The organism is Cupriavidus sp. C1SS-2L (assembly GCF_057073735.1).
Genome location: NZ_CP172709.1, coordinates 160,629 through 186,483, shown reverse-complemented (window position 1 = coordinate 186,483; position 25,855 = coordinate 160,629). Strand labels below are relative to the sequence as shown.

General features: G+C 64.3%; 24 protein-coding genes. 13 read left to right on the top strand and 11 right to left on the bottom strand.

Annotation, left to right across the window (positions count from 1 at the left end; translation table 11 throughout):
• The first annotated feature begins 6 nt into the window (after window positions 1–6).
• Window positions 7–1,242, top strand: coding sequence for an acyl-CoA dehydrogenase family protein (locus ACIGJG_RS18595; RefSeq protein ID WP_011299728.1), 1,236 nt, complete (start codon window positions 7–9; stop codon window positions 1,240–1,242).
• A gap of 450 nt (window positions 1,243–1,692) precedes the next feature.
• On the opposite strand, the gene ACIGJG_RS18590 is transcribed toward ACIGJG_RS18595, so the two are convergent.
• Window positions 1,693–1,926 (bottom strand): hypothetical protein, encoded by a 234-nt coding sequence (locus tag ACIGJG_RS18590; protein ID WP_140948761.1) that lies wholly within the window; start codon window positions 1,924–1,926, stop codon window positions 1,693–1,695.
• 94 nt (window positions 1,927–2,020) lie between these two features.
• Here ACIGJG_RS18590 and ACIGJG_RS18585 point away from each other — a divergent pair, with 94 nt between their 5' ends.
• The 3 genes from ACIGJG_RS18585 to ACIGJG_RS18575 all read left to right on the top strand — a co-directional run bounded on the left by ACIGJG_RS18585 (window position 2,021) and on the right by ACIGJG_RS18575 (window position 4,997).
• Entirely contained in the window at window positions 2,021–2,641 is a 621-nt protein-coding gene (locus ACIGJG_RS18585; RefSeq protein ID WP_011299727.1) for a response regulator transcription factor, read from the top strand.
• Window positions 2,642–2,958: 317 nt separating this feature from the next.
• Complete coding sequence (locus tag ACIGJG_RS18580; protein ID WP_041680115.1) at window positions 2,959–4,098, top strand: FAD-dependent monooxygenase; 1,140 nt, start codon at window positions 2,959–2,961, stop codon at window positions 4,096–4,098.
• Window positions 4,099–4,160: 62 nt separating this feature from the next.
• Window positions 4,161–4,997, top strand: a complete 837-nt coding sequence (locus tag ACIGJG_RS18575) for an IclR family transcriptional regulator (protein WP_011299725.1) — start codon at window positions 4,161–4,163, stop codon at window positions 4,995–4,997.
• 13 nt (window positions 4,998–5,010) lie between these two features.
• Here ACIGJG_RS18575 and ACIGJG_RS18570 read toward each other — a convergent pair whose 3' ends face one another.
• The 7 genes from ACIGJG_RS18570 to ACIGJG_RS18540 all read right to left on the bottom strand — a co-directional run bounded on the left by ACIGJG_RS18570 (window position 5,011) and on the right by ACIGJG_RS18540 (window position 12,499).
• Entirely contained in the window at window positions 5,011–6,042 is a 1,032-nt protein-coding gene (locus tag ACIGJG_RS18570; protein WP_011299724.1) for a tripartite tricarboxylate transporter substrate binding protein, read from the bottom strand.
• A 12-nt stretch (window positions 6,043–6,054) separates the two neighbouring features.
• On the bottom strand, window positions 6,055–6,879 hold the full coding sequence (locus tag ACIGJG_RS18565; protein ID WP_011299723.1) for an IclR family transcriptional regulator: 825 nt from the start codon (window positions 6,877–6,879) through the stop codon (window positions 6,055–6,057).
• Between the two features lie 190 nt (window positions 6,880–7,069).
• The gene (locus tag ACIGJG_RS18560) at window positions 7,070–7,834 is read right to left on the bottom strand and encodes an SRPBCC family protein (RefSeq protein ID WP_011299722.1); all 765 of its coding nucleotides are present in this window, start codon (window positions 7,832–7,834) and stop codon (window positions 7,070–7,072) included.
• The gene (locus ACIGJG_RS18555) at window positions 7,824–8,300 is read right to left on the bottom strand and encodes a (2Fe-2S)-binding protein (protein ID WP_483673728.1); all 477 of its coding nucleotides are present in this window, start codon (window positions 8,298–8,300) and stop codon (window positions 7,824–7,826) included. Before ACIGJG_RS18555 ends, ACIGJG_RS18560 begins: the two co-directional genes overlap by 11 nt.
• Before the next feature lie 9 nt (window positions 8,301–8,309).
• Window positions 8,310–9,176: an FAD binding domain-containing protein gene (locus ACIGJG_RS18550; RefSeq protein ID WP_483673727.1), complete on the bottom strand. Its 867-nt coding sequence runs from the start codon at window positions 9,174–9,176 to the stop codon at window positions 8,310–8,312.
• The gene (locus tag ACIGJG_RS18545) at window positions 9,169–11,466 is read right to left on the bottom strand and encodes a xanthine dehydrogenase family protein molybdopterin-binding subunit (RefSeq protein WP_220630483.1); all 2,298 of its coding nucleotides are present in this window, start codon (window positions 11,464–11,466) and stop codon (window positions 9,169–9,171) included. Before ACIGJG_RS18545 ends, ACIGJG_RS18550 begins: the two co-directional genes overlap by 8 nt.
• Window positions 11,467–11,512: 46 nt before the next feature.
• Window positions 11,513–12,499: a Bug family tripartite tricarboxylate transporter substrate binding protein gene (locus tag ACIGJG_RS18540; protein WP_011299718.1), complete on the bottom strand. Its 987-nt coding sequence runs from the start codon at window positions 12,497–12,499 to the stop codon at window positions 11,513–11,515.
• Between the two features lie 347 nt (window positions 12,500–12,846).
• Between ACIGJG_RS18540 and ACIGJG_RS18535 the strand changes: the two genes are divergently transcribed.
• Window positions 12,847–13,371 carry a MarR family winged helix-turn-helix transcriptional regulator gene (locus ACIGJG_RS18535; RefSeq protein ID WP_011299717.1) on the top strand — a complete coding sequence of 175 codons (525 nt, stop codon included), beginning with the start codon at window positions 12,847–12,849 and terminating at the stop codon, window positions 13,369–13,371.
• A 198-nt stretch (window positions 13,372–13,569) separates the two neighbouring features.
• Here ACIGJG_RS18535 and ACIGJG_RS18530 read toward each other — a convergent pair whose 3' ends face one another.
• Window positions 13,570–14,391: a sulfite exporter TauE/SafE family protein gene (locus ACIGJG_RS18530; protein WP_483673726.1), complete on the bottom strand. Its 822-nt coding sequence runs from the start codon at window positions 14,389–14,391 to the stop codon at window positions 13,570–13,572.
• 363 nt (window positions 14,392–14,754) lie between these two features.
• Entirely contained in the window at window positions 14,755–16,065 is a 1,311-nt protein-coding gene (gene fisR, locus ACIGJG_RS18525; RefSeq protein ID WP_011299715.1) for a sigma 54-dependent transcription regulator FisR, read from the bottom strand.
• 222 nt (window positions 16,066–16,287) lie between these two features.
• On the opposite strand from fisR, the gene ACIGJG_RS18520 reads away from it, so the two are divergent.
• Complete coding sequence (locus tag ACIGJG_RS18520; protein ID WP_011299714.1) at window positions 16,288–17,184, top strand: MBL fold metallo-hydrolase; 897 nt, start codon at window positions 16,288–16,290, stop codon at window positions 17,182–17,184.
• A 27-nt stretch (window positions 17,185–17,211) separates the two neighbouring features.
• Window positions 17,212–18,888 carry a bifunctional protein tyrosine phosphatase family protein/NAD(P)/FAD-dependent oxidoreductase gene (locus ACIGJG_RS18515; protein WP_483673724.1) on the top strand — a complete coding sequence of 559 codons (1,677 nt, stop codon included), beginning with the start codon at window positions 17,212–17,214 and terminating at the stop codon, window positions 18,886–18,888.
• A 107-nt stretch (window positions 18,889–18,995) separates the two neighbouring features.
• Here ACIGJG_RS18515 and ftrA read toward each other — a convergent pair whose 3' ends face one another.
• Window positions 18,996–19,985, bottom strand: coding sequence for a transcriptional regulator FtrA (ftrA, locus tag ACIGJG_RS18510; RefSeq protein WP_140951000.1), 990 nt, complete (start codon window positions 19,983–19,985; stop codon window positions 18,996–18,998).
• Window positions 19,986–20,283: 298 nt separating this feature from the next.
• Here ftrA and ACIGJG_RS18505 point away from each other — a divergent pair, with 298 nt between their 5' ends.
• From ACIGJG_RS18505 to metC, 6 genes are all read left to right on the top strand, one after another.
• Window positions 20,284–20,631, top strand: a complete 348-nt coding sequence (locus tag ACIGJG_RS18505; RefSeq protein WP_011299711.1) for a DUF3088 domain-containing protein — start codon at window positions 20,284–20,286, stop codon at window positions 20,629–20,631.
• 441 nt (window positions 20,632–21,072) lie between these two features.
• Entirely contained in the window at window positions 21,073–21,873 is an 801-nt protein-coding gene (locus ACIGJG_RS18500; RefSeq protein WP_011299710.1) for a transporter substrate-binding domain-containing protein, read from the top strand.
• 77 nt (window positions 21,874–21,950) lie between these two features.
• Window positions 21,951–22,610: an amino acid ABC transporter permease gene (locus ACIGJG_RS18495; protein ID WP_041680114.1), complete on the top strand. Its 660-nt coding sequence runs from the start codon at window positions 21,951–21,953 to the stop codon at window positions 22,608–22,610.
• 54 nt (window positions 22,611–22,664) lie between these two features.
• The gene (locus tag ACIGJG_RS18490) at window positions 22,665–23,390 is read left to right on the top strand and encodes an amino acid ABC transporter ATP-binding protein (protein ID WP_011299708.1); all 726 of its coding nucleotides are present in this window, start codon (window positions 22,665–22,667) and stop codon (window positions 23,388–23,390) included.
• Between the two features lie 95 nt (window positions 23,391–23,485).
• Window positions 23,486–24,502, top strand: a complete 1,017-nt coding sequence (locus ACIGJG_RS18485; RefSeq protein WP_483673723.1) for a D-cysteine desulfhydrase — start codon at window positions 23,486–23,488, stop codon at window positions 24,500–24,502.
• Between the two features lie 80 nt (window positions 24,503–24,582).
• A complete protein-coding gene (gene metC, locus ACIGJG_RS18480; RefSeq protein WP_483673722.1) occupies window positions 24,583–25,809 on the top strand; it encodes a cystathionine beta-lyase in 1,227 nt (408 codons plus the stop codon).
• Window positions 25,810–25,855: the final 46 nt, after the last annotated feature.

Below are 25,855 nucleotides of genomic sequence, written 5' to 3'. Positions count from 1 at the left end.
CCCGCGATGCATCTCGAATTCTCCGAGCAAGACCTGCAGTTCCGCGACGAAGTGCGCGCCTGGATTGACGAAGCGTACGACGCCGAACTGCGCGCCATGATGGCGCAATCCAAGAATGGCTACCTGGACAAGGCCGGACAGGTACGTTGGCAGAAGGCGCTGTACGCGCGCGGCTGGGCCGCGCCGAACTGGCCCGAAGCCTATGGCGGCCCGGGGTGGTCGCCCACGCAGCGCCATATCTTCCAGTCCGAGCTCGCCGCGGCCGGCTGCCCGCCGGTGTCGCCGATGGGCCTGAAGATGGTCGCGCCCGTGATCATGAAGTACGGCACCGACGCGCAGAAGGCGCGTTTCCTGCCGCCAATCCTGAAATCCGATGTCTGGTGGTGCCAGGGCTATTCGGAGCCCAACTCAGGTTCCGACCTGGCGTCGCTGCAGCTGCGTGCCGACCTTGCCACTGATGGCGACGGCGCGCACTACCTGCTCAACGGCTCCAAAATCTGGACCACGCATGCGCAATGGGCCGACTGGATGTTCTGCCTGGTGCGCACCAGCCGCGACGCGCGCCGCCAGGAAGGCATCTCGTTCGTGCTGGTGGACATGCGCACGCCCGGCATCACGGTTGCGCCGCTGCCTACGCTTGATGGCCCGGTTCCCGGCCAGCAGGAAGTCAACCAGGTGTTCTTCGACAATGTGCGTGTGCCGGTAGAGAACCGCATTGGCGAGGAAGGCATGGGCTGGACGTATGCCAAGTACCTGCTCGAATTCGAGCGCGGCGGCACCTACGGCCCGACGTTGCGCAAGCAGCTCGCGAAGGTGGCGGCCATCGCCGCCGACCAGCCCGGCGACGACGGCAAGACGCTGCTTGAAGATGCGGGCTTCCGCCGCAAACTGGCCCAGCTCCACCTGCGCGCAGCGGGGCTGCAGGCCGTGGAGCTGAAGCTGTTCAGCGGCGTGGAATCCGGCAAATCGATCGGCGCGGCGTCAAGCATGCTCAAGCTGCTGGGAACGGAGGCCATGCAGGCCATCAGCGAGCTGGCCGTCGAAGCCGCCGGACCCGCCGCGCTACCGTTCGTCCAGGACACCTGGGCCGAAGTCCAGGGCCGGGAAGCACCGCCTCGCGTCGGGCCAGATTACGCCGCCGTGCTGGCGCCACGCTATTTCAACTACCGCAAGGCATCGATCTACGGTGGGTCCAACGAGATCCAGCGCAATATCATCGCCAAGCTGATGCTCGGTCTGTAACGCGGCGCGACACCGGTCGATGGCACATGCCTGACGCCATGACCGGTAATTTGGGGAAAGAATGCGGGAAAGAGACTAAAGGAAAAGGCAGACAGAAGCCCGCTGAAAGCGGGCTTCTGCTCATGCTACGGGCCTGATCAACTACGCATTGCGCGGACACCCCGCCATCATCGCAATACTCCCTCCGTGCTCCGGACGCTGCCCGTCCGCCGCAGCCTTGCACCGCGACTTCAGCACTTCCGGCCTTCTTCAATGCGCGGGCTTGCTTGCCCCGTCTGCCCGGCCGGTCGTGACTGCTGGGCGCATTCTGCTTGAGACGGCACTTTACGGACAGAGTAAAACTACTCAAACGTTGCGCGCCGGCACGGCCGCATAGGTTTGTGCGGACCTAACTCATTTGAGGTGTTCTGCACGCCCGGCCTTGCGCCGCCGCGCCCGGATTGCGGATCATCACGGCCGCTGTCTCTTGCGAACGATTTCGATTTTCCGCGGCATCGCACGAACACTCCTCGCCTCTTTCTGCATTCGTGCCAGCCCTGTCGGGCAAGGCGCCACTGAACGGGCGATTTTTTTGTAACGGCGGGCTTCCGGCAGCACTGGCGGGCTTGTCCAGTGATTGCCCAAGCGCGGGAAGTACAGCAAAATTTCCGGCTTTCCCGGATATCGGCAGGACAGCGTCGCCATTTGAACCTGCCTGCTGCCTTGTGCCCGCCCCGTGCAGGGCCTGGCAGTCCGGACCCGACCAGCGGTATGGCATCAGCACAAGGAGTAAGTACCCGTGTCGGGTAACCCATCCATCGTCTACGTTCTCGATGACGACGAGATCGTCTTGTGGCTCTATCGGGAACTGCTTCAGCACCACGGCGTGGTCCTGAGACCGTTCACATCGCCGCGGGCGTTTCTCGACAGCTACGCGCCCAGTCCGTGCGAATGCCTGGTCTGCGATCTGCGCATGCCGGAACTCTGCGGACTTGGCGTGCAGAACGAACTGCTTTCCACCGGCGATTGCCTGCCCATCATCTTCGTGTCCGGTCACGCGGAAGTCTCGTCGGTGGTGGAAGCCATGCGTGTCGGCGCGTTCGACTTCCTGGAAAAACCCGTGGACGGCGAACGCCTGGTGCAGACCGTCCGGGCCGCACTGGAACACAGCCGCGGCCTGCATGCCCGGCGGCTGGCCATGAGCGAGCGCCGCAAGCGGCTGGCCACGCTCACGCCGAAAGAGCGCGAGATTGCCGAACACGTCGCCAGCGGCAAGTCCAGCCGCCAGATCTCCGAAGCGCTGAACATCAGCGTGCGCACGGTGGAGAACCATCGCGCCCGCGTGACCGAAAAGCTCTGCATCACGTCCGTGGCCGAACTCGTGCGGCTGCTGTACGACCTGCCTGATCCTGGCGTCTGAGACGCCCCTTCGGTTTCCGCGCATTTGCGCGGCATGGCCGTGCAGCACAGCATCCAAACGCGCTACACAGCACTCTCCGCCGCCATGACGGCGGCATTGGCTACGCCAGCCCAGGAGTGAGGCGCCGCGCTGCCAAGCGCCCCTTACTCCTCACGGCTCCTGCTTTCCTCAAATCAACCCGACCTGCTTGACGCCCGGCTTTTTTCGCGCATAAACTTTTATGAACTATACGTTCATTTTTGAACAACATGCCAACCGCCATCGAAACGAGGTCGGCGGATGGCGCCCCACCCACTGGCAGAAAGCAGGCAGACAACATGACTTCCCTGAAGATCGGCATCAACGGCGCTGGTATCGGCGGCCTCGCGGCGGCAATCGCGCTGCGCAAGCTCGGCATGGATGTGACCGTGTACGAACAGGCCGCGCGCTTTGCGCGCGTCGGCGCCGACATCAACCTGACTCCTAACGCCGTGCGCGCGCTCGATGGCCTCGGTGTCGGCGAGGCGTTGCGCGAAACCGCGGCACGCCCGACCCATCGCATCAGCCGCACGTGGGATACCGGCGAGGAAACGTCGCGCCTGCCCATGTCGGACGAAGCCGAACAGCGTTACGGCGCGCCGCAGCTCACTATGCACCGAGCCGACCTGATGACCGCGCTCGAAGGCGCCCTGCCCGCTGCAAACGTCAAGCTCGGCCACAAGGCCGTGGCGATCGAGCGCAATGACAACGGCACCACCGTGCGCTTTGCCGACGGCGGCGAGGACAAGGTCGATGTTCTGGTCGGCGCGGACGGCATCCACTCGGTGGTCCGTACGGCGCTGTTCGGCCAGGAAAGTCCGATCTTTACCGGCGTCGTGGCGTACCGCGCCGTGGTACCCGCAGAGCGCCTGGCCGGCGTGCCCAATCTCAATGCCTTCACCAAGTGGTGGGGCACGGACCCGACTTCGCAGATCGTCACGTTCCCGCTCAATCGCGGGCGCGATATCTTCATCTTCGCGACGGTGGCGCAGGAAAGCTGGCGCAACGAATCGTGGACCACGCCGGGCCGCGTGGAAGACCTCCGCAGCGCTTATGCAGGGTTCCATCCCGAGGCACGCGCACTGCTGGATGCCTGCGACGACGTGCTGATCTCCGCGCTGTACGTGCGCGATCCGCTGCCGACGTGGTCGGACGGCCATGTCACGCTGATGGGCGATGCCTGCCATCCGATGATGCCTTTCATGGCGCAAGGTGCCGGCATGGCGATCGAGGATGGCGTGGTACTCGCACGCTGCCTGGCCGATGCTGCGCAGGACGGCTATGCGGCGGTGCCGTCGGCGCTCGCCCGTTACCAGCGCGCACGCCATGAGCGCACGAGCCGCATCCAGATCGGCTCGCGCAGCAACGCGTGGCTCAAGGAAGGCGGCAATGCGGACTGGGTGTACGATTACGACGCCTGGAACGTTGCGCTGGGTTGATCCCCACGCAACCCAACCTGTACGGCCGCACTTCGCGGCCGTTTGCCTTTTTCTCCTTGACCATGCCGAAGCAGAGCCCCGACATCGACAACAACGCCGACACCGACGACGCCAAAGACCAGCAACTGGTCTCGCCCGTCATCCGCGGCCTGCGGCTGCTGCGCTTCATTGCCGAAGGCGGCTCGACCGCCAATCTCAGCGAAGTCGGCCGGCGCATCGACGTCAACCGCGTTACGGTCATGCGGCTGCTCGCCACGCTCGAACACGAAGGCATGCTGGAACGCCTGCCGCAGGGCGGGCATGAGATTGGATTCGGGTTCCTGAAGCTGGCGTCTCGCGTGCTGGCGGCCAATGATCTGACCACGTTCGCGCGGCGTGTGCTTGCGCGGCTCAGCGGATCGCTGCAGCTCTCGGCCTACCTCGTCGTGCGTGATGGCGGCCATGCGCTGTACCTGCTGCGCGATATGCCGAACACATCGCTGGTCAGCAATATCCAGGTCGGCAGCCGCGTCGCCGCGCACCTGACTACGCCGGGGCGCATGCTGATTGCCGATCTACCGCCTGAAGAATTGCGCGCCTTGCTTGGTGATGACCCGCTGCCAACCGTGACCGGCCAGAGCCCCGCCACGCATGCGCGGCTGGCCGACATCCTCGCAGCCGACCGCGAACGCGGCTGCGCATGGAGTTTTTCCGCGTTTGAAGCCGGTATCGATTCTTGCGCCGCGCCCGTGCGCGACGCCACCGGCGAGGTGATCGCCGCCATCAGCGTGGCCGGCCCGCAGCAGCGCTTCGAAACCGACAACACGCTGCGCGAACGCGTCGAGCGCGAGGTCAAGGCCGCCGCGCGCGACCTGTCCGCGTTGCTCGGTGACCGCGCTAGCAGTGGCCGGCAGCGCTAGCGCAGTCCGGCCGTTATTCGGCCTTGATGTCGTATTCGCGGATCAGCTTTGCCCACGCGGCCGTTTCTTCACGGATGCGCGCGGCGAGCGCATCAGGCGTGCTGGCGATAGGCTCCATGCCCTGGCGCTGAAGCTCGGCCCGTACGACAGTGGTGCCCAGCAATGCGCGCACCTCGGATGCAAGGCTGTCCACCGCCGCGGCTGGCGTCGCACGCGGCACAACCAGCGCATACCAGGAACTGACATCGATACCTGTCACGCCCTGCTCGGCCAGCGACGGTACGTCGGGCGCCGCCGGCGAACGCTTCGACTGCGTCACCGCCAGCGCGCGCAGCTTGCCCGACTGGATAAACGGCGCGAGCGTCGGCCACGTACCCAGCAGCACCGGCACCTGCCCGCCCACCACGTCATTAAGCGCCTGCGTGGTGCCCTTGTACGGCACGTGCATCAGCGTCACGTTGGCCTTGTGCCGGAACAACTCGCCCGCCAGATGCAGGCCGCTGCCGACACCGGGGCTCGCATAACCCATCGGTGAACCCGCCTGTGCCGATTGCCGCGCCAGCCGAATCAGATCCTGCACAGAGTTCGCCTTGACCGACGGATGCACGGCCAGCACGTTGGGCGAACTCGCGAGCAGCGACACTGGCCGGAAATCGCGCTCCACCTGATAGGACAGCGCCGGGAACAGCGTCGGGTTGATGGTCAGGTTGCCGGCAGGCACAACCAGCAGCGTGCAGCCATCGCCCGCGGCACGGCGCACGGCGTCGATGCCGATATTGCCGTTCGCACCGGGCTTGTTGTCGACGATGTAGGGAACGTCCGCGTGCCGCTGCTGCAGCCCATGCGAGAGTGTGCGCGCCAGCTGGTCAGCCGGGCCGCCCGCCGGGAACGGCACGACGATGCGCACATTGGCGCAGGCGGCTTCGGCATGCTGCATGGCCATGCCGGCCGTTGCCAGCAGGGTTGTCGCCACGGTGGTGAGCCAGCGGCGCCGGGTACAGGTAACGGACATCTTTTTGCGGGGGCTGGTGTTGCTTTGCTGCATGGTCTGTGTGCTTCAGCCGAGGCCAAACGGCCGCGGCGGTTCGGGCGGACGGTAGTCGAGCAGCCGCGACAGTTCCGCGGCAGCACCCCTGACCATTTCCACCATATTGTCCAGTTGATCCGGGTCGATGCGCGAAGCGGGAATGGTTGCCCCGAGCGCCGCCACCACCTTGCCAGTACGGTCGCGCACCGGCGCGGCGATGGTCGAGATGCTGGCCTCGAAGAAACCTTCCTGCAGCACATAGCCGCGTTCGCGGTCACGCTGGACCATGTCGTAGAGTTCCTCGACCGTGCGCGGCGTGCTATCCGAGAACACTTCGAGGTGCGATTCGGGATACAGCGCGCGCAGTTCGTCGAGCGACAGGTCTTCGAGCAGCACGCGTCCGAGCACCGTCGCATGCGCCGGCAGCCGCGTGCCGACGTTGACCGTGCTCGCAAACGGGCGCGGCGCCACGGATTTTGCGACATAGACGATCGAGCGTCCGTCGCGCACGACGAGATTGCACGGGTAGTGGATTTCATCGCGCAAGCGGTCCAGCAGCGGACGACCCAGCTCGGTCAGTTCCAGCGAGGCGAGGTAGTCAAAGCCGAGCCGCAGCACCGCCATGCCGAGGCGGAATTCCCGGCCGCCATCAGTGCGTTCGACAAAGCCCATCATCTCGAGCGTGGCCAGCAGCCGGAAAACCGTCGAGCGCGGCACCTTCAGGCGCCGCGCCAGCTCGGCGGCCGACAGCGTGCGCTCGCGGCTGCTGAATTCCCCCAGCAACCGCAGGCCGCGCTCCAGCCCGGGCACGATGTACTTGTCCTGGGCGTCTTCGGGCGGCGATTCGGTGGTCATGGTCTGTCTCTGCTATGGCGTGTTTTGGCGTTCTGGACGTGCTTCGGGTGCCTTGCGGTGCGGTTTTCCACTGCCGCATGCATCCGTAACTGTCCCATATATCACGCCTGAGCCCCGTCGGGTACCCGTCACGTCGACAAACCCCGCATGGCGACGGGTTGTCCGCCCGTCGCCACACGTTCCCCCACCCTTACTTCAGATAGTCCCGCAGCCAGGCGGCGCACTGCTCGCCATGCTGGGCCGGCCAGCGCACGACGATGGTCTCGTCGCGACGGCGCAGTTCCACGCAGATGTCCGAGACCGGACCGCGCTGCACCGGCGCACGCCCGAACAGCCGCGACAGGAAGCCGCCGTTGCCACCGCCGTGGCCGTTACCGTTCCAGACCGGCGCGCTCGCCGCGTGTCCGTTGTGCGCGGCGACCGATGCAGGCGCCGCCGCCGGCATGGCAGCAGGTGCCGTTGCGGCCGGCGTCGCAGCCGGAACCGCTGCCGCCACGGCCTGCCCGGCCTGCGGCGACAACCGCGCGAGCAGGTTGGCGCCGAACTCGTCCCACATCCGGTCAGCCTTGGTCTTCATCACGCTCAGGCCGAAGGTACCGAGCCGGCCCAGCACATCGACCTGCACCTTGATACGCAACTGCGTGGAACCGTCCTCCTGCTCCGTCAGGAACATCTCGCTCGTCTGGCGCAGCGAACTCGCCACCGAGGCATCCTCGCCGGTGCCTTCGGTACGCAGGTAGTGCGGCGCGCGCGTCTCGACGATTTTCGTATGCAGGCGGAAGCGTGCGTTGATGAACGCGATCTTCACCGCCATATGCGCGATGTACTCGACATCGCTGATGACCTCGATCGATTCCATGCCGGGCACGCAGGCGCCCATCACGTTCGGGTCAAGCATCAGTTCCCACACGCGTGCCGGCGGCACCGCGGTGACCAGGGTCTTTTCAATTTCCACGCATTTTCTCCGCGGCGGACAGGATGGATTCGACGATGCCGACATAGCCCGTGCAGCGGCACAGGTTGCCGTTCAGGCCGTGGCGGACTTCCTCTTCCGTTGGGTTGGGGTTGTTGGCCAGCAGCGCGCACGACGTCATCAGGAAGCCCGGCGTGCAGTAGCCACACTGCAGCCCGCCGCACTCCATGAAGCACTGCTGCAGCGGATGCAGATCGCCGTCTGCGGCCAGGCCTTCGACGGTCATCACGTGGCGGCCACGCACCTGCGCGGCCAGCATCAGGCAGGACTTGACGGCCTCGCCATCCACCAGCACCGTGCAGGCGCCGCAGATGCCGGTTTCGCAGCCGCGCTTGGTGCCGGTCAAGTTCAGGTCGTCGCGCAGCAGGTCGGACAGCATGCGCCGTGCGGGGACCTCGACGGTATGTTCTTCACCGTTGACGGTGACATCGATGGTGACTTTGTTCATGGCGACTCCTCAGTCCGCGGCCACGCCGAACAGATCGGCGATGGTGCGGCGTGCGACCGTGCGCACGATATGGCGGCGGAAATCCTCCGTGCCGCGCATGTCCGATACCGCGTTGATGTCGGCGGCGACGATGTCGGCAGCCTCGGCCGCCAGCTCCGCAGTCACGGTCTTGCCGGACAGCAGCGACTCGGCGCGGTGCAGGCGCGCCGGGATGGGCGTGGAGGCACCGACCGCTAGACGCGCCTCCACGCAGAAGCCGCCCTCGCGCCGCACCGACAGCGCCACGCTGGCGAGCGGCCGGTGTTCCGCGGCCGTGCGCAGGAAGCGCGCGTAGCGTCCATCCGCGCCGGCCGCCGGCGCAGGCAAGCGGATCTCGGTCACGATCTCGCCCGGCGTCAGTGCGGTGACGTAGTAATCGACGAGGAAATCCTCGATCGCCAGCACACGCTCGCCGCCCGGGCCGCTCAGCACGATCTGCGCACCGAGCGCCATCAGGCAGCCGGGCGGATCGGTGGCCGGATCGGCATAGCAAAGGTTGCCGCCGATCGTCCCCTGATTACGCACCTGCGGATTCGCCACGCGCGAAGCCATGCTCGCCAGCATCGGGTAATGCGCCTGCACGATCGGCGAACGCGCGACTTCCGCATGCAGGGTCAGCGCACCGATGCGCAGTCCCTGCTTCGGATCGAACGTGATGCCGCGCAGCGCATCGAGCCCGCCGAGATAGACCACATGGCTCGGTGTCACCATGCGCTGGCGCATACCAAGCATCAGCGCCGTGCCGCCCGCATACGCGCGGCAGTTGTCCCCGAGGTCGGCCAGCATGCGGCTGGCTTCGCCGACCGTAGCCGGCTCCAGGAATTCGAAATCACGCATGGGCGCTCTCCTTCTCCATCTCTTCGCGCTCGCGCAATGCGGCCAGCACCTTCTCGGGCGTGATCGGCAGCGAATGGATGCGCACACCGACCGCGTGATACACCGCGTTGGCAATCGCCGCCGCGCCGGGCAGGATTGCCGTCTCGCTTGCGCCCTTGGCGCCGAACGGGCCATTGGGATCGTTCGACTCGACGAGGTCGGTGCGCAGCATCGGCAGCGCATCGGCCGTGGCCATGGTGTAGTCGGCGAAGTTGCCGTTCTGCAGCCGGCCGTCTTCGTAGCGCAGGTGCTCGTAGAGCGTCCAGCCGATTGCCTGCACCGTGGCACCGTGCGTCTGGCCGTGCACCGCGAGCGGGTTGATGGCCTTGCCGCAGTCATCGGCGACAAAGCTGTCGATCACGGTCACGCGGCCCGTGCAGGTATCGACCTCCACTTCCACCGCCTGCGCCGCGAACGAATAGGCGGGCGCAATGTTGCCGTAGTAGTTGGCGTCGTGCATCACGGTGGGCGCGTCATAGGTGGCGCGCACATGGATGCCCTCGCCGCCATGGCGGAAGATATGGAGCCGTGCGATTTCAGCGAGCGTGGCCGACTTGTCCGGCTGGCCCGGCACGCTGATGCGGCCATCGGCAAACACCAGGCTGTCCGCATCCACGCCGAACTTCTCGGCCGCCAGCGCCATCACCTTCTGCTTCGCTTCGCGCGCAGCACGCAGCACGGCATTGCCCGAGATGATCGTCACGCGCGACGCCAGCGAGCCCAGGCAGAACGGCGAGGTATCGGTATCCGGCGCCATCACGGTCACGTGCGACAGCGGAATGCCCATCTCCTGCGCGCAGATCTGACTCAGCATCGTGTTGGCGCCCTGCCCCATGTCGCATTCGCTGGTCTGCAGCATCACGCGGCCATCTTCATTGAGCTTGAGCAGGATGGTCGAGCCATCCCAGTTGCCGAGCGTGCGGTTGCCGCTGACGTGCATCGCGGCGGCGATGCCCACGCCGCGCCGGCGCGTGCCGGTGCCACGCGGGGCCTCTCGCTTCGCATCCCAGCCGATTGCCTTGCGCGTCATCTCCAGGCATTCCTGCATGCCCGTGCTGCCGATCTGCCAGCCATGCACGCTGGTCTCGCCGCGGCCGATCGCATTGCGCTTGTGCACCTCAATCGGGTCCATGCCGATCATCCCTGCCAGCACCGTCAGATGGCAGTTCAGCGGGAACTGCATCTGTTGCCCACCGAAGCCGCGGAATGCACCTCGCGGCGGGTTGTTGGTGTACGCGAGCACCGCATGCGATCGCACGTTGGTCACGCGATGCATGTTGTCGCTGCGCATGGCGCTGACGTGCATGACGTCGCCGGCCAGGCCCGCATACGCGCCGCACTCGGCCGTGATACGGACATCCTTGGCCACGATCATGCCGTTGGCCGACAGGCCGATGCGCAGCCACACCTTTGCCGGCACGCTTGCGCGCGCGCCCTGGAAATCTTCGAGGCGGTTGTTGACCATCCGCACCGGGCGATCGAGCTTCGTCGCCAGGAACGCGCAGATCAGGCTGTTGTTCTCCTCGACGATCTTCGCGCCGAAGCCGCCGCCCGTAGTCGCCTGCACCACGCGGATTGTCGAGGCCGGACGGTCGAGCGCCTCTGCCAGGCGGCTGCGCGCGAGGAACACCGACTGCGTCGACGCGTACACCGTCAGGCGCCCGTTGCCGTCCTGCGTCGCGACGGAGGCCATCGGCTCCAGATAGCCCGGGTACTGCGAATGCATGTCGTACGTGGCCTCGTACACCGCGGCGGCCTCGGCAAAACCGGCCTCCACGTCGCCGCGCTCGATATGCATCTCATGGCCGATATTGCGCGTGCCGGCATGGACTTCCGGCGCCCCGTCGGCCAGGGCAGCCTCGGGGCTCAGCAGCGCAGGCAGTTCCTCGTACGCGACGCGGATCAGGTCGAGCGCATCGCGCGCGATTTCCTCGCTGACCGCGACCACGGCCGCCACTTCCTCGCCGACGTGGCGCACCACGCCGACAGCGAGGATGCGCTGCTCCTTGCGGTGCGGCCCCCACAGGCGCGTGGGCGTATCGCGCCCGGTCACCACCAGCTTGACACCGGGCAGCGCCTTCGCCGCCGCGGTATCGATGCTGACGATGCGCGCATGCGGGTGCGGGCTGCGCAGCACCTTCGCATGCAGCATGCCGGGTAGCTTGATATCGCCGGCATACTGCGCGCGTCCCATGACCTTCTCCCGCGCGGTCACCTGCGGCGTGGACGCTCCCACGATGGACTCGCTCATGCCCGCCTCCTGCGTCTTGTGTTGCATGGATCTGCTGCGCCTTGCGTCATTCCGCCGAGATGCCCATGTCGCGGATCACCCTGCCCAGGCGCTCATAGTCCGAAGCATTGACCTTGTCGAGCGCCGAGGGCGCACCGCCGACCGGAATCGCGCCGAACGTGGCCATCTTCTCGGTGACGTCCGGCAGCCTGATCACTTCATTGAGCTGCTCGTTGAGGACCTTCACCACCTCGGCGGGCGTGCCCTTGGGCGCCATCACGCCGTGCCAGGCGCCGACCACCACGTCCTTGTAGCCAAGCTCCGCCAGCGTCGGCACATTGGGCAGCAGCGCCGAGCGCTTGGCGTCGGTGATCGCCAGCGGAATCAGCTTGCCGGTGTTGATGTACTGCGCGACCGGACCCAGCGTCACGTACGCGAAGCTCACATGGCCGGCCACCACGTCATTGACGGCCGGCGCCACACCCTTGTACGGCACGTGCTGGATCTTCACGCCCGCGGCACGGTTCAGCATCTCGCCGGCGATGTGCATCGGCGAACCGGCACCCGGGCTGCCGTAGGTGAAGTTCTTGCCCGCCTTGGCCGCGGCGATCATCTCCGGCACCGTCTTGACGCCGGCCGCCGGGTTGGCCACCAGCAGCACCGCCTGCACCGCGGTCTGGATCACGGGTGTGAAGCCATGCAGCGGGTCATAGCTGGATGCCGGCGCGAGCTTGAGCACCATCGGCGCGAGCGTGAACGGGTTCGGCGTATAGAGCAGCGTGTAGCCGTCGGCCGGCGCACGGCTCACGAAGGAAGTCCCGACCACGCCTGCCGCGCCGGGCCGGTTCTCCACGATCACCGGCTGCTTGAGGCGGGCCGACAGCTTGTCGGCATACAAGCGCGCCATGGCGTCCGTATCGCCGCCCGGCGGATAGGCGACCACCATGGTCACGGTCTTGGTCGGATAGGCAGCGGCAGCGGCCGTGCTGCCCGCAGCAAGCGCCAGCGCTGCCATGGCAGTGGCAGCAAGGAAAAGTCGGCGGTCTCGTTTCATCAACAGCTCCTGTGGGGGCGCTTCGCGGCGGGAGTCGGGTCGGTTGTGCTCAACGCGAAGACAGGGTTGGCTCGATGGAAAACACCTCTGCGAGTGTTTCATTAGTAAAACGTATGTTCACATCAGGAACACACAGATATGCTAGGTCGCGTTTGTTGATGACTCAACTTACGTTAACCCCTAATTGACAATGGATGAGTTATGTTTTTCAAAACTAATATGACGAAGGCGCCGTATCCCGCGGCCACGGCGTCCGCCTATGAGACAATCTGGCGCCCTTCACGCCGCCTGGGCGCCTGCTCCGGCGCCGCGAAGCGTCCTCGAACCGCCTCAATCGGAAGGAATTCATGACCCGAAACACCGGGCCCGCAACTGGCCAGCAGGCTCAGCCGCCCTCCCCCGCAGACGACAGCCCCTGGACCGACCTGGACGAGGCCGGCAACGGCCTGACGGTGGACAACTTCCTGACCACCATGCTCAGCCAGCTCATCACGCGACTGCGGAGCACGGTGACGCAGCCCTATGCCGAGCAATTCGGCCTGACCGTGCCGGAGTGGCGCATCCTGGCGCTGCTGGCGCACGCGCGGACCTTGCCGTTCTCCGAGCTCGTGGTGCAGTCCACCTCCGACAAGGCGCTGGTCAGCCGCACGCTGCGGCTACTGGAAGAGCGCGGGCTGGTGCATCTGGAAACGGAGGGGAATACGCCGCGCAAGAAACTCATCTGCAGCGTGACGGATGCCGGGATTGCCCTGCATGACGAGGTAATGCCGCTCGCGCGACGCGGTCAGGCGGAGGTGATTCGGCAGTTGGCGCCCGAGGAGCGGCGGGCGGTGTATCTGGGGTTGAGGAAGCTGTTGAAGGGACAGGGATAGGGGCGTTCTTGGCGGACGCCCTTCAGACCGGCGGTGGTTAGGCTGCCGCGGCTTCGATCCCTCGCCGACTTCGCCGATCCGGTCTGCAAGCGGGGCGAGCGAGGCTTTGCAGAGGCTCGGCAGTGCGTCAGCGCTTGTTGGCTTGCCACCAACACGGCGTCCGACTCCGTAGCGAGGCGCGGGATTTCACCCTGACGTTCAGCTTGCCATCACCACCTTCGCCACCATGCCGATAGCGATCAGGCCTGCCACCACAGCAAAACCTTGCTGCAGCCTTGCGCCGCTCAGCCGGCTCGCGAGCAGTCGGCCACCCAGCATCGCCAGCATGGCACCGGCGGCGAACGGCACACCGACCTGCCAATCCATGCGTCCGGCAATGGCGGTCGTGATGACACCGGAAGCCGACACCAGCGTGATAACCGCCAGAGATGTCGCGACAATGGTATGCAGCGGCGCATTGGTGGCCTTCTTCAAGGCGGGTACGATGACAAAGCCGCCACCGACACCAAGCAGCCCCGACAGAAAGCCTGCGCCTGCGCCGGACAGCGCCAAGGCACGCGTGCACAAGGCTGTCCAGACAAAGCGTCCAGTTTGGTTGTCGAGCCGGCAAGGCTGCATGGACGGGGCGGCTTCGGCTGCTTGCGGCACCTTGCTCCCCGCTGCCTGCCGGAACATCCGCCATGCCACCAACGCCAGCACGGCGGCAAAGAGCAGCGTCAGCGGACCGTTGGGCAGGCGATGGGCAAACCACAGCCCAATTGGCGAGAATAGCGTGCCGGACACCGCCATGAGTAATGCGGCGCGGTAGCGCACGACGCCGGCACGGAGTCCAAGCATTGCGCCGACGGCTGCCGACAAGCCTACCGCCAGCAAGGCGACCGGCGCTGCCTCCGCCACGCTCAGGCGCAGGACAAAGAGCAACAGCGGCACGGCAAGAATGGCGCCGCCCGCGCCCGTGAGCGCGAGGATGAGGCCCACAACAGCGCCCAGTGCAGCGCTGGTGGCAACAATGTCTTGCATCTGTCATTCCATCAAGATGGGGCGGCTACGTGAATTGCACCGCCAGGCACGCGGCCAGTGCCGTCGCACAGCCCCCCCCCGCACTCACACAGCCGAGAGCGGCCGCGCCATGGCATGCACGGGAACAAAGCCGACACCGCGAACCAGTGCCCGTTTTAATCCGAAGGGTTCATGCCGACACATAAACAAGTTCCGTGCCATCGTGGCGCGTTGATCAAAAAGGCCGGCAAAACAAAGACTTGCACCGCGAGCGCATGCAAGTGGAGGACAGCTCCGGCTGTCAGGCGGATGTCACCGCTGCCAGCGGCGGCAGTGAATGGCAGCGATCTGGCAGTCAAGCGACGGCGCTGCCAGATCGGCGAATCAGCGGATGCCCAGGTCCCGTAGCCGCCGGTAGAGCGTGCGCTCGCTCATGCCGAGGGCTTGGGCGAGGTCGCGCCGTGTGCCCCGGAACTGACGGACCCGCTCGCGCAGCGCCTCGTCGTCGGTTCTCCAGCCGTCTGCCGGGCCCGGCCTGGTGACCGGCGCCATGCCCGTTTCCACGAGCCCCGGCGGGAGATCCTTGGCACGGATGACGCCGTCATCGGCGTACAGGCGGGCGCGATCGAGCACGTTGCGCAACTCGCGGATGTTGCCGGGCCAGTGATACGCACGCATCCGCGCCAGCGCTTCGGCGCTGAGGTGGAGCTGGTCCCCGGCCCCGCCCCCGCGCTGCAGGATCGACTCCGCAAGCAGCGGAATATCGTCGAGCCGCTCGCGCAGGGCCGGCAGGTGAATCGGGAACGCGGCAATACGGAAGTACAGGTCCTGCCGGAACAGCCCTTGACTGACCATCTCGTCCAGTGGCTTGTGCGTGGCCGCGACCAGCCGGAAGTCCGCCCGCCGCGTTTCCACGCTACCCACGCGGCGGTAGGTCCCCGATTCGATCAGGCGCAGCAATTTGACCTGCATCGACAGCGGTACGTCGCCCATTTCATCGAGGAATAGCGTGCCGCCATCGGCGGTTTCAACCAGACCCGGCTTGCGCGCGATGGCCCCCGTGAACGCGCCTTTTTCGTATCCGAAGAGTTCGCTCTCGAACAGGGCCTCGGTGAGGCCGGAGCAGTCCACCACGACGAACGGCCCGCCGGCGCGGCTGCTGGCCTCGTGCACAGCGCGTGCAAACATTTCCTTGCCGGTGCCGGATTCGCCAAGCAACAGGACCGGCAGCGAGGAAGGCGCCACCCGTTGCACGGCCTCCAGCGCAGTATTGAATGCCTCGGAGCGGCCGACCAGCCCTTCCGCGCTCGCGCGGGCCGATGCGCTGCGCACTGTGCTGAGGCGCTCGACATAGGCAACGACCTGCTGGTCCTCATCGAGGATCGGGCGCAGTTCGACATTCACATGTTCCGGGCCACGCGGCGTGTGATGGATATGCAGGACGCGGTCCGGGCCCCGAGTCTCGAACGCCTTGCGCATCGGGCAATGCTCGCCCGCCTGGTCGCACGGTACGTCATAGCCATGCGAAATCCGGTAGCAATGCTGGCCCAGATAGGGTCGGTCGACAGCGCCGAACTGCCGGCGGTAGGCAGTGTTGGCAGCCAGGATGCGGTAGTCCGTATCGAGGACGATCATCGGCTGGTTTTCCTGCTCCAGGTAGGACAGGAGTGCCTGGAGAGTGGCTTTGCGATCCATCGGGGGCTTGGGGGCTAAGTTGGGGACGGCGTAGGCGGCGCGCCATTCTGCCAAATTGTGCCAGCACTGCCAAGTGGCAGCGCCACGCTATGCCCCGCGGCAGCCGGATTGACTGTCGTGCTAAAAAATCCGCAAAAAATCAATCACTTGGAGATCGAATTGGCATTGGCACGAGTTTTGAGTGGTGAATCGCAACGCTCTGCTAACCACGGATAGACACACATGACACCGACCATGCCAAGCCCCTCGCAAATGGAGATCGAAGCCTTCTTCGATCCCGATACCTCTACGCTCAGTTACCTCGTACTGGATCGCGCCACGCTGCAATGCGCATTGATCGACAGCGTGCTCGACTACGATCCCAAATCCGGCCGCACACGCACCGCCAGTGCGGACCGCCTTGTCGAGCGCGTGCAGTCGCTGCACGCCACCGTGCAGTGGATCGTGGAGACCCATGTGCATGCGGACCACCTGTCTGCCGCCCCCTACCTCAAGCGCAGGCTCGGCGGTCAGACCGCCATCGGCAGCCATATCACCACCGTGCAGCAGGTCTTCGGCAAGCTTTTCAACAGTGGTGCAGACTTCGCGCGCGACGGGCATCAGTTTGACCGCCTGCTGAACGACGGCGATACCTTCAACATCGGCGGACTGCAAATGCGCGCCATGCACACGCCGGGGCATACGCCGGCATGCATGACTTATGTGGTCAGCGACGGCAACGATACCGCCGCATTCGTCGGCGACACCCTGTTCATGCCGGATTACGGCACTGCCCGGTGCGACTTCCCCGGCGGCGACGCGCGCACGCTCTACCGTTCCATCAACAAGGTGTTAAGCCTTCCACAAGACACTCGCCTGTACATGTGCCACGACTACCAGCCGGGCGGCAGGGAAATGAAATACATGACGACGGTCGCGGATGAGCGCGAGAACAACATCCACGTGCGTAACGGAATCAGCGAAGAGGAATTCGTCGCCATGCGCCAGGCGCGCGACGCCACGCTTTCCATGCCGACCCTGATACTGCCTTCGGTCCAGGTGAACATGCGTGCGGGCGAATTGCCTCCGCCCGAGGACAACGGCGTGCGCTATCTGAAGATTCCCCTCAACGCCCTCTGAGCCACCCGACCCAAGGAACAGACGACCATGCAACCCCGCGCCCTCACCAACGATCTTTCGGTCAGCCAGCAGATCGTTCCAGACGATGTGCACGCTCTGGCGGCCTTCGGCTTTCGCTCGTTGATCTGCAACCGCCCGGATGGCGAAGGCCCTGACCAGCCAAACTTCCAGGAAATCGAACGCAAGGCTTCCGCGCTCGGCCTGCAGGCACATTACCTGCCGGTGGAATCGGGCAAGGTCAGCGACGAACAGGCTCAGGCGTTCGGCCAACTCCTGGACAGCCTGCCGAAACCCGTATTGGCCTACTGCCGCACCGGCACGCGCTCGGCGACGCTGTGGGCGCTGTCGCAGTCCGTGATCAGGCCACTGCCGGACATCATCGAGCGGGCCGCGGCCGCCGGCTATGATCTAAAGGGCGTCGTGCGGCGCATCGCCAATGGCGGCCGCACGCCCGTCGATGTTGCCGATGCCAGCCACGCTGTGGTCATCATTGGCGGCGGCGCCGCGGGAATCGCCGTGGCGTCGAGCTTGCTGGCACGCAAGCCGGGGCTGGATATCGCCATCGTGGATCCGGCCGACATCCACTACTACCAGCCCGGCTGGACGCTGGTGGGCGGCGGCGTCTTCGAGCCAGCCCATACCGCGCGCACCATGGCTTCGGTGCTGCCGCGGGGGGTGGCATGGATCAAGGCAGCCGTGGCAGCCTTCGAGCCCGAGCGCAATGCTGTCATCCTTGATGGGTGCCGCGTGGTGAAGTACGAACAACTGATAGTGTGCCCAGGGCTCAAGCTGGATTGGGACGCCATCGAAGGGCTGCCCGAAACGCTGGGCCGCAACGGCGTGACTTCCAACTACCGCTACGACCTCGCTCCGTACACCTGGAACCTCGTGCGCGAGTTGACCCGCAAGGGCGGCGGCAAAGCGCTTTTCACGCAGCCGCCCATGCCGATCAAGTGCGCCGGCGCGCCGCAGAAAGCCATGTACCTGTCTGCCGATGCCTGGCGCCGCGCCGGCATTCTCGATCGCGTCGACATAGATTTCTGCAATGCAGGCAACGTGCTGTTCGGTGTGGCCGACTACGTGCCGGCGCTGATGCAGTACGTCGAGCGCTATGGCATTGCACTGAATTTCGGCGAGACGCTGGTGAAAGTGGATGGCGCCGCACGCCGGGCAACGTTCCGCCTGGCCGCGGATGGGGGCGATCCGAAACTGGTCGAGCGCGAGTTCGACATGCTCCACGCGGTGCCGCCCCAGAAGGCGCCCGATTTCATTCGCGTCAGCCCGCTGGCCGATGCCGCCGGCTGGATCGACGCCGATCCGGCAACGCTGCGTCACAAGCGCTTCGACAATGTCTTCGGGTTAGGCGACGCCGGCAACATGCCCAATGCCAAGACGGCCGCCGCGGCGCGCAAGCAGGCGCCAGTCGTCGCGCACAACCTGCTCGCCACGCGCGGCGAGGCCACGGGAGAAGCCCGCTACGACGGCTACGGCTCCTGCCCCCTGACCGTGGAACGCGGCAAGATCGTCCTGGCCGAGTTCACCTACGGCGGCAAGGTCGCACCGAGCTTTCCGGGCTGGCTCATCGACGGCACGCGGCCTTCGCGGCTGGCATGGTGGCTCAAAGAGCGGATTCTGCCGCCGCTCTACTGGCAGGGGATGCTGAAAGGACGCGAATGGCTCGCGACACCCGAGTTGCAGGGATAACACCCGAAGCTGCCCGAACTGTTGTACCCGGTTGCGGTTATCCGGTTCTACCCCCTTCCGGGCAAGACTTGTCTACCGTCGGCCCAAATGGCACACCATGGTTGAAATCAGTGCTCGTCTGACGCGCTGAAACGCCGCCGGTAGTATCCAGGACTTGTTCCAAGCCGGGTGCGAAAATGATTGCGCAACGTGGCTGCGGCACCAAAGCCCACCTGCACCGCGATGTCATCCATCGATAATCCGGTTTCTTCGAGCAACACCCTGGCTCGGCTGATCCGCTCGATCAGCAACCACTCACCAGGCGGCATGGCCATCATGTTGACGAAGTGGCGCTGGAAGGTGCGGCCACTCATTGCGGCTTGTTTTGCCATCCTGACAATCGGCCAGTCTTCCCCCAATGTTGCGCGCACCGTGTCCAAGAGAGGAGCCAACGATGCGCTGCTGCGCTTCGAAACCGGCTCGGCAATATACTGGGCCTGACCGCCTTCACGGTGCGGGGGCATGACCAGCCGACGTGCGACCTGATTGGCAGCGCGAGGCCCGAAGTCCCGGCGAATCAGGTGCAGGCACAGGTCGATTCCCGCCGCACTGCCGGCCGAAGTCAGGACATCGCCAGCATCGACGTAGAGCACATCTGCCTCTACCCGGATTTCCGGATACCGTTCCGCAAGCGCTGTCGCGTGACGCCAATGGGTAGTCGCCCGCTTGCCGTCAAGCAAGCCTGCGGCAGCCAATACAAAGGCACCGGTGCAGATCGACATAACCCTCGCTCCGCGCTTGTTCGCCTTTTGCAAAGCACCGCAAAGCTCCGGCGGCACAACGGCATCGATGCTGCGCCACCCGGGAACAATGATTGTCTTGGCCTTCGATAAAAGTTCAAGGCCCCCGTCTGCTTGCACCTGGATACCGCCCACTCCGCGCAACGTTCCAGGCTCGGCCGAACATGTCGCAAAGCGATACCACTCGTCTCCCATTTCCGGTCTGGGCAGACCGAATACTTCCACGGCGCAGCCGTATTCAAACAGGCTTAGCCCGTCGTAGACGACGACTGCTACCAGCCCTCCGTTGGCACGGGTTTGCGTTTTGTTCTTTGACATGAATGACGGATCGCTAGTGGGTCGCAGTCGAGGTCACCTGGCGAGGTGGATACGTGGCCCGGCTGTCGCGCGACTCAGAAGTGTCCAGACCGGCAAACCCAGGACCGCAGCGAGGATCAGCAGGCAGGAACCGTCCCGAATCGCCGTGCCACCATTTTGGCATGATCCAGACGTTAATTGTCGTTCGTGCCACTAGTGAGTTTACCTACCCACCCCTATCCTTGGATCGGTGGTTCGCGACCCGACAAGGGAAGGGAACGACGTACACCACTGACTTCAACCCAAAGTGAGAGACAACGTGAAAGACAAGCTACTGATGCTCCGCCCTGGTTTTTTTCAAGGCTCGGAAGGCCCCTTCTATTGCGGCGATGCCATTGCTGTCGAAGGGCTGCTCAGCTTCTTCCCGCAGCTGCGCAGCGAGATCGATGTCGAGTACATCGATGCGCCGCGCCCGCGCCAGGCAATTGTCGAGTTGATCGGCGAAGCAAACCAGTCCGCCCCTGTCCTGGTGCTCGGAGCCGGACGAACGCCGGTTGACGACAGCGTCGAGATTCGCATGCACGGCCAGACACAGTTCATCGATTCCCCCGACCATATCCGTCGATACCTATCGTCGCAATACGGCGTAGCTCGACCGGCTTCCTGAGTGCCGCACCAGCGGTCAGTTCATGGCCACCACTGAAGCCAGGAACAGAGCGAAGCACGTGCGCGGTAGAGGCTCACAGCCAAATGCCGCGCCGGCTCTCCGCCGGCCCTCGTGACCCGAGGGCTGCGGATAGCGAAGCCGTTGCCCGATGTAGATGCTTCTTACACTTCAGGCCGCATATCAAGAACGTCGTTGCCAATAGCTCGACACAAGTAGAAAAATATTCCACAAAATGGCTTTACCCCTTCGTCTTTTGAAAGTTCATTCCCCTCCCTGATCACTACGATTTCTCTCACGGCTTTAACGAGCCACTGTCTCGACGAGACAGCGGTCCCGAGGCCGGCGAAGGTGCCATCAGCTATCAGGTAAATCGTTCCACGGGACCTGTCTGGCACTGATGTTGCCCTTCGACAATATCTATAACCACATTGGAGACAAGGCATGAAGCTGCTGCAATCGCTGTTGCAAAGCGCGCTGCTCGCGACCGTTCTCGGTTTCACCGCACCCGCCGTACATGCTGAAGACCTGCTGGACACCGTCAAGGCCAGCGGCGTCCTGAAGGTCGGCATGGAGGGCACGTACCCCCCGTTCGGCTATCGAAATGGCCAAGGCCAGCTTGATGGCTTTGACGTCGCGGTGGCCAGGGCCGTGGCAGACAAGATGGGCCTCAAAGTTCAGTTCATTACCACTGAGTGGAGCGGCATCATCGCGGGCCTGCAGGCCGGCAAATTTGACGTCATCGTGAATCAGGTGAGCATGACGCCGGCGCGTAAGCAGGCACTCGATTTCACGCAGCCTTATGTCTATTCCGCGGTCCAGGTGCTTCAACGCAGCAACGACAAGCGCGAATTCGGGTCGTTGGACGCGCTGAAGGGCAAATCCGTTGGCGTCACGCTCGGCAGCAACTATGCCGATCTTGCCAAATCGGTGCCTGGCATCCAGGTGCAGACCTATCCGGGTACCTCGGAAAACCTGCGTGATCTCGCAGCCGGCCGTATCGATGCCGCGCTCAATGATCGGCTGATGCTGCCGTACCTGATCAAGAACGCCAACCTGCCACTACGTACCGGTGCGCTGCTGGCCGGCACGAAGCTGGAAATGGGTATTCCCTACCGCAAGGGCAATCCCAAATTCGCCAAGGCCATTGACGACGCCCTGATTGCGCTGCAACAGGACGGCACCTTGCGCAAGCTGTCCATCGAGTGGCTCGGCACCGATGCCAGCCAACCCCTCGCACAGTAACCCCAACGCCTGACCGCCTGACCGCCCGCCCGTCCGGTTGCGGCCGGGCGCGTCCGGTCAAAGCCATGGATCGCATCATGAGCCCTTTTGATCTGATTATTCATGCCTCCCCGGTGCTCTTGCAGGGCGCCGCGATCACCGTGAAGTTCGCCCTGGCCTCGATGATCTTCGGCCTGTTGGTCGGGATCGTCGTTGCCATCATGGGAATCAGTGCCAGTCCTGTCCTCAGTGGCATCGCACGCGCCTATGTCAGCGTCATGCGGGGGACGCCGCTGCTTGTGCAGATGTTTGTCGTCTACTACGGTCTGCCCGATCTCGGCATCAATCTCGAACCCACTACTGCCGGCATCCTTACTCTCACGGCCAATGCCGGCGCTTACCTCTCGGAAAGCATGCGCGGCGCGATCCTGGGTATCAGCCGCGGGCAATGGAGCGCGGCGCACAGTCTCGGGCTTAGTCACCTGCAGACACTGCGTTACATCGTCTGCCCGCAGGCGCTGCGGCTGGCCGTACCGAGCCTCGGCAATACGCTAATCAGCCTGATCAAGGACACCTCGCTGGTTTCCGTCATCACCGTAACCGAGTTGCTGAGATCGTCGCAGGAGATCATTGCCTCGACTTTCCAACCGCTTCCGCTCTACCTGTCAGTAGCCGCCATTTACTGGTTGCTGAGCACAGGATTGTCGTGGGTGCAGCGGCGCATCGAGGCGCGGCTGACACTGCGCGTGACACGCTGATTCGCCTGCCAGGCGAAGCGCTACAACAATAATCTGCAAGCAGGAGACGAAACAATGATCGCTCTCGAAGGCGTATCGAAATGGTACGGTCAGTTCAAGGTGCTGGATGCATGCAGCACGCGTGTAGAGAAAGGCGAGGTCGTGGTCATCTGCGGTCCGTCGGGATCAGGGAAGTCAACGCTCATCAAGACGGTGAACGGGCTCGAATCGTTCCAGCAGGGCGTCATCAGCGTGGACGGCGTGAGCGTCGGGGATCCCAAGATCAACCTCGCGCAACTGCGCTCACGGGTTGGCATGGTGTTCCAGCATTTTGAGCTGTTCCCGCACCTGAGCATTCTCGACAACCTTTCCCTGGCACAGGTCAAGGTGTTAAAGCGCGGCAAGGACGAGGCCCGGGAAAAAGGCCTAAAACTGCTTGAGCGCGTCGGCCTGAAAGCCCACGCCGCAAAATTTCCCGCGCAGCTTTCGGGCGGACAGCAACAGCGCGTTGCCATCGCGCGCGCCCTGTCGATGGATCCCGTCGCCATGCTGTTCGATGAACCGACTTCGGCACTGGACCCGGAGATGATCAACGAGGTGCTCGACGTCATGACTGGACTCGCTCGCGAAGGCATGACGATGATCTGCGTCACCCATGAAATGGGGTTCGCGAAGAAGGTTGCCAACCGCGTGATCTTCATGGATAGCGGCTCCATTATTGAAGACACTGGCAAAGATGCCTTTTTTGGCGACCCGAAGTCAGCCCGTGCAAAGGAATTCCTGGCGAAGATCCTGCACTGATGAAGGCGCGCTTGCCCGCATGAAGCCTAGAGTCGGCGATAGCTACCTCACAGCGTCTGTCTCACCTGATTTATTTCCTCCAGAGCCGAAGTCCCATGAAAAAAATCTCGGATCGCATTGCTTCATTTTCCCGCCTTCAACTGGTCGGCGCGGTCACCCCCCTGGAGAAACTCGATCGCTTGTCTCGTATGCTCGGTCGCGATGTCTACATCAAGCGCGATGACACCACGCCACTCGCCTTTGGCGGAAACAAGCTGCGCAAGCTCGAGTTTCTGGCGGCCGACGCCTTGAGCAAAGGTGCTGATACGCTGGTGACAGCCGGCGCGATTCAGTCGAATCATGTCCGGCAAACGGCCGCCTTGGCAGCCCGTCTTGGACTGCGTTGCCACGCGTTGCTGGAGAACCCAATCAACACCACGGACGTCGACTATCTGCGCAGCGGTAATCGCCTGCTGCTCGACCTGTTCGACGCGCACGGTGAACCGGTTGCCACGCTCGACAATGCCGACGCCCAGTTGCAAGCACTGGCCGAACGACTGCGCGGCGACGGGTATCAGCCCTACATCATCCCAATCGGCGGGTCCAATCCGCTTGGCGCATTGGGATATGTCCATGCCGGCCTGGAGATGGCGCAGCAAGCCGACGCGATGGGCGTTTCATTTGCGGCTGTCGTGCTGGCATCCGGCAGTGCGGGAACCCACGGAGGCCTGGCGTTGGCACTCGCCCATGCAATGCCGGACGCACAAGTCGTCGGTATTACCGTGTCGCGGCCCGTCGAGGCGCAGGCGCCCAAGGTGGCAGGGCTGATCGACGGAACGGCGGAATTGCTCGACATCGAAGTACCGGCGGAACTGCGGCTCGAACTGTGGGACGAATATTTCCTGCCCCGCTATGGCGAACCTAACCGGGCTGCGCTCGATGCCATCAGATTGCTGGCCCGTACGGAGGGAGTCCTCCTCGACCCCGTGTATACAGGAAAAGCGATGGCTGGCCTGCTCGACGGCGTGATGCGCAAGCGCTTTGCGGGTGAGGGTCCGCTGCTGTTCCTGCATACCGGCGGCGCACCGGCGCTATTTGCCTATCGCGACGCGCTCCCGGCAGTCCTCATTTAATCATCTGCCTGCATATCAAACGTCCCGGCGGCACTCGACCACGAATAACGATGCCGCATCGTTTAACCATGAGAATTGCTATGAATGAAAACACCCACCTCGTTTGTGCCGGCCGCCACCCGGAGCGCTTCGGCGGCGTCGTCAACACGCCGATCTTCAGGGCGTCGACCATCCTCGCAGGTTCGATGGCCGAATGGGAAGAGATGAAGCGCGCGCGCGCTGCGGAAGAGCCCGGGGCAACGACTTATGGCCGCTATGGCACGCCTACTACGCAAGCGCTCGAAGAAGCCGTAGCTGGTCTTGAGGGCGGATATCGATCGCTAGTCTTTCCTTCCGGCCTTGCCGCGGTCAGTACTGCGCTGACAGCTTTACTCTCGGCAGGTGACCACGTCCTCGTGACCGACAGCGCTTATTCCCCGACACGCGCCTTTCTGGAGCGGGTCCTGGCGCGCTTCGGCGTTGAAGTCGAGACCTATGATCCGGTAGGCGGCACGCCGATCGAGGCCCTGTTGCGGGCGAATACGCGCGTGGTCTATGTAGAATCGCCCGGTTCCGAGACCTTCGACATCCAGGACATTCCTGCCATTGCTGCAGCGGCGCATCGACACGGTGCCTATGTCGTAATGGACAACACCTGGGGGACGCCGCTCTACTTCAAGCCGTTCGCACATGGGGTCGACGTGTCGGTCCAGGCCGCCACGAAGTACATCGTGGGTCATTCCGACGCAATGCTTGGCGTAGTGACGTGCAATCGAGAGACCTGGCCTCTGATCAAGCAGACCACTCATGACATGGGTCAAACGGCAGGCCCGGATGATATCTATCTGGCTCTGCGCGGCCTGCGTACATTGGCCGTCAGATTGCAGCGTCACTGGCAATCTGGGCTGCGTGTCGCCCAATGGCTGGAGCTGCAGCCGCAGGTCGAAGCGGTCCTGCATCCCGCCTTACCATCCCATCCGGGACACGCACTGTGGAAGCGCGACTTTACCGGCGCATGCGGCCTCTTTTCGGTGGTGCTGCGCACAAACTCTAAAGCCTCGCTCGCGGCGTTCATTGACGCTCTCGAGCATTTCGGCCTGGGTGTTTCGTGGGGCGGCTATGAAAGCCTCGTGATCCCGTTCACGCCGGGAATGGGACGCACCGGCCATCGGTGGCCGCACCAGGGACAAGCAGTACGTCTGCATGTGGGCCTGGAGGACACGGAGGATCTGATCGACGATCTGCGGCGGGGTTTGCTGGCCCTTTCGGCGTGCGACTCCGAAGCAGAGAACGAGAAGGCTGGCTCCGGCGAGATCTGCCATAGCTGAAGCACCGCACTGCTTGCTACCACGATGACTGGCGAAGCTTTCGCGC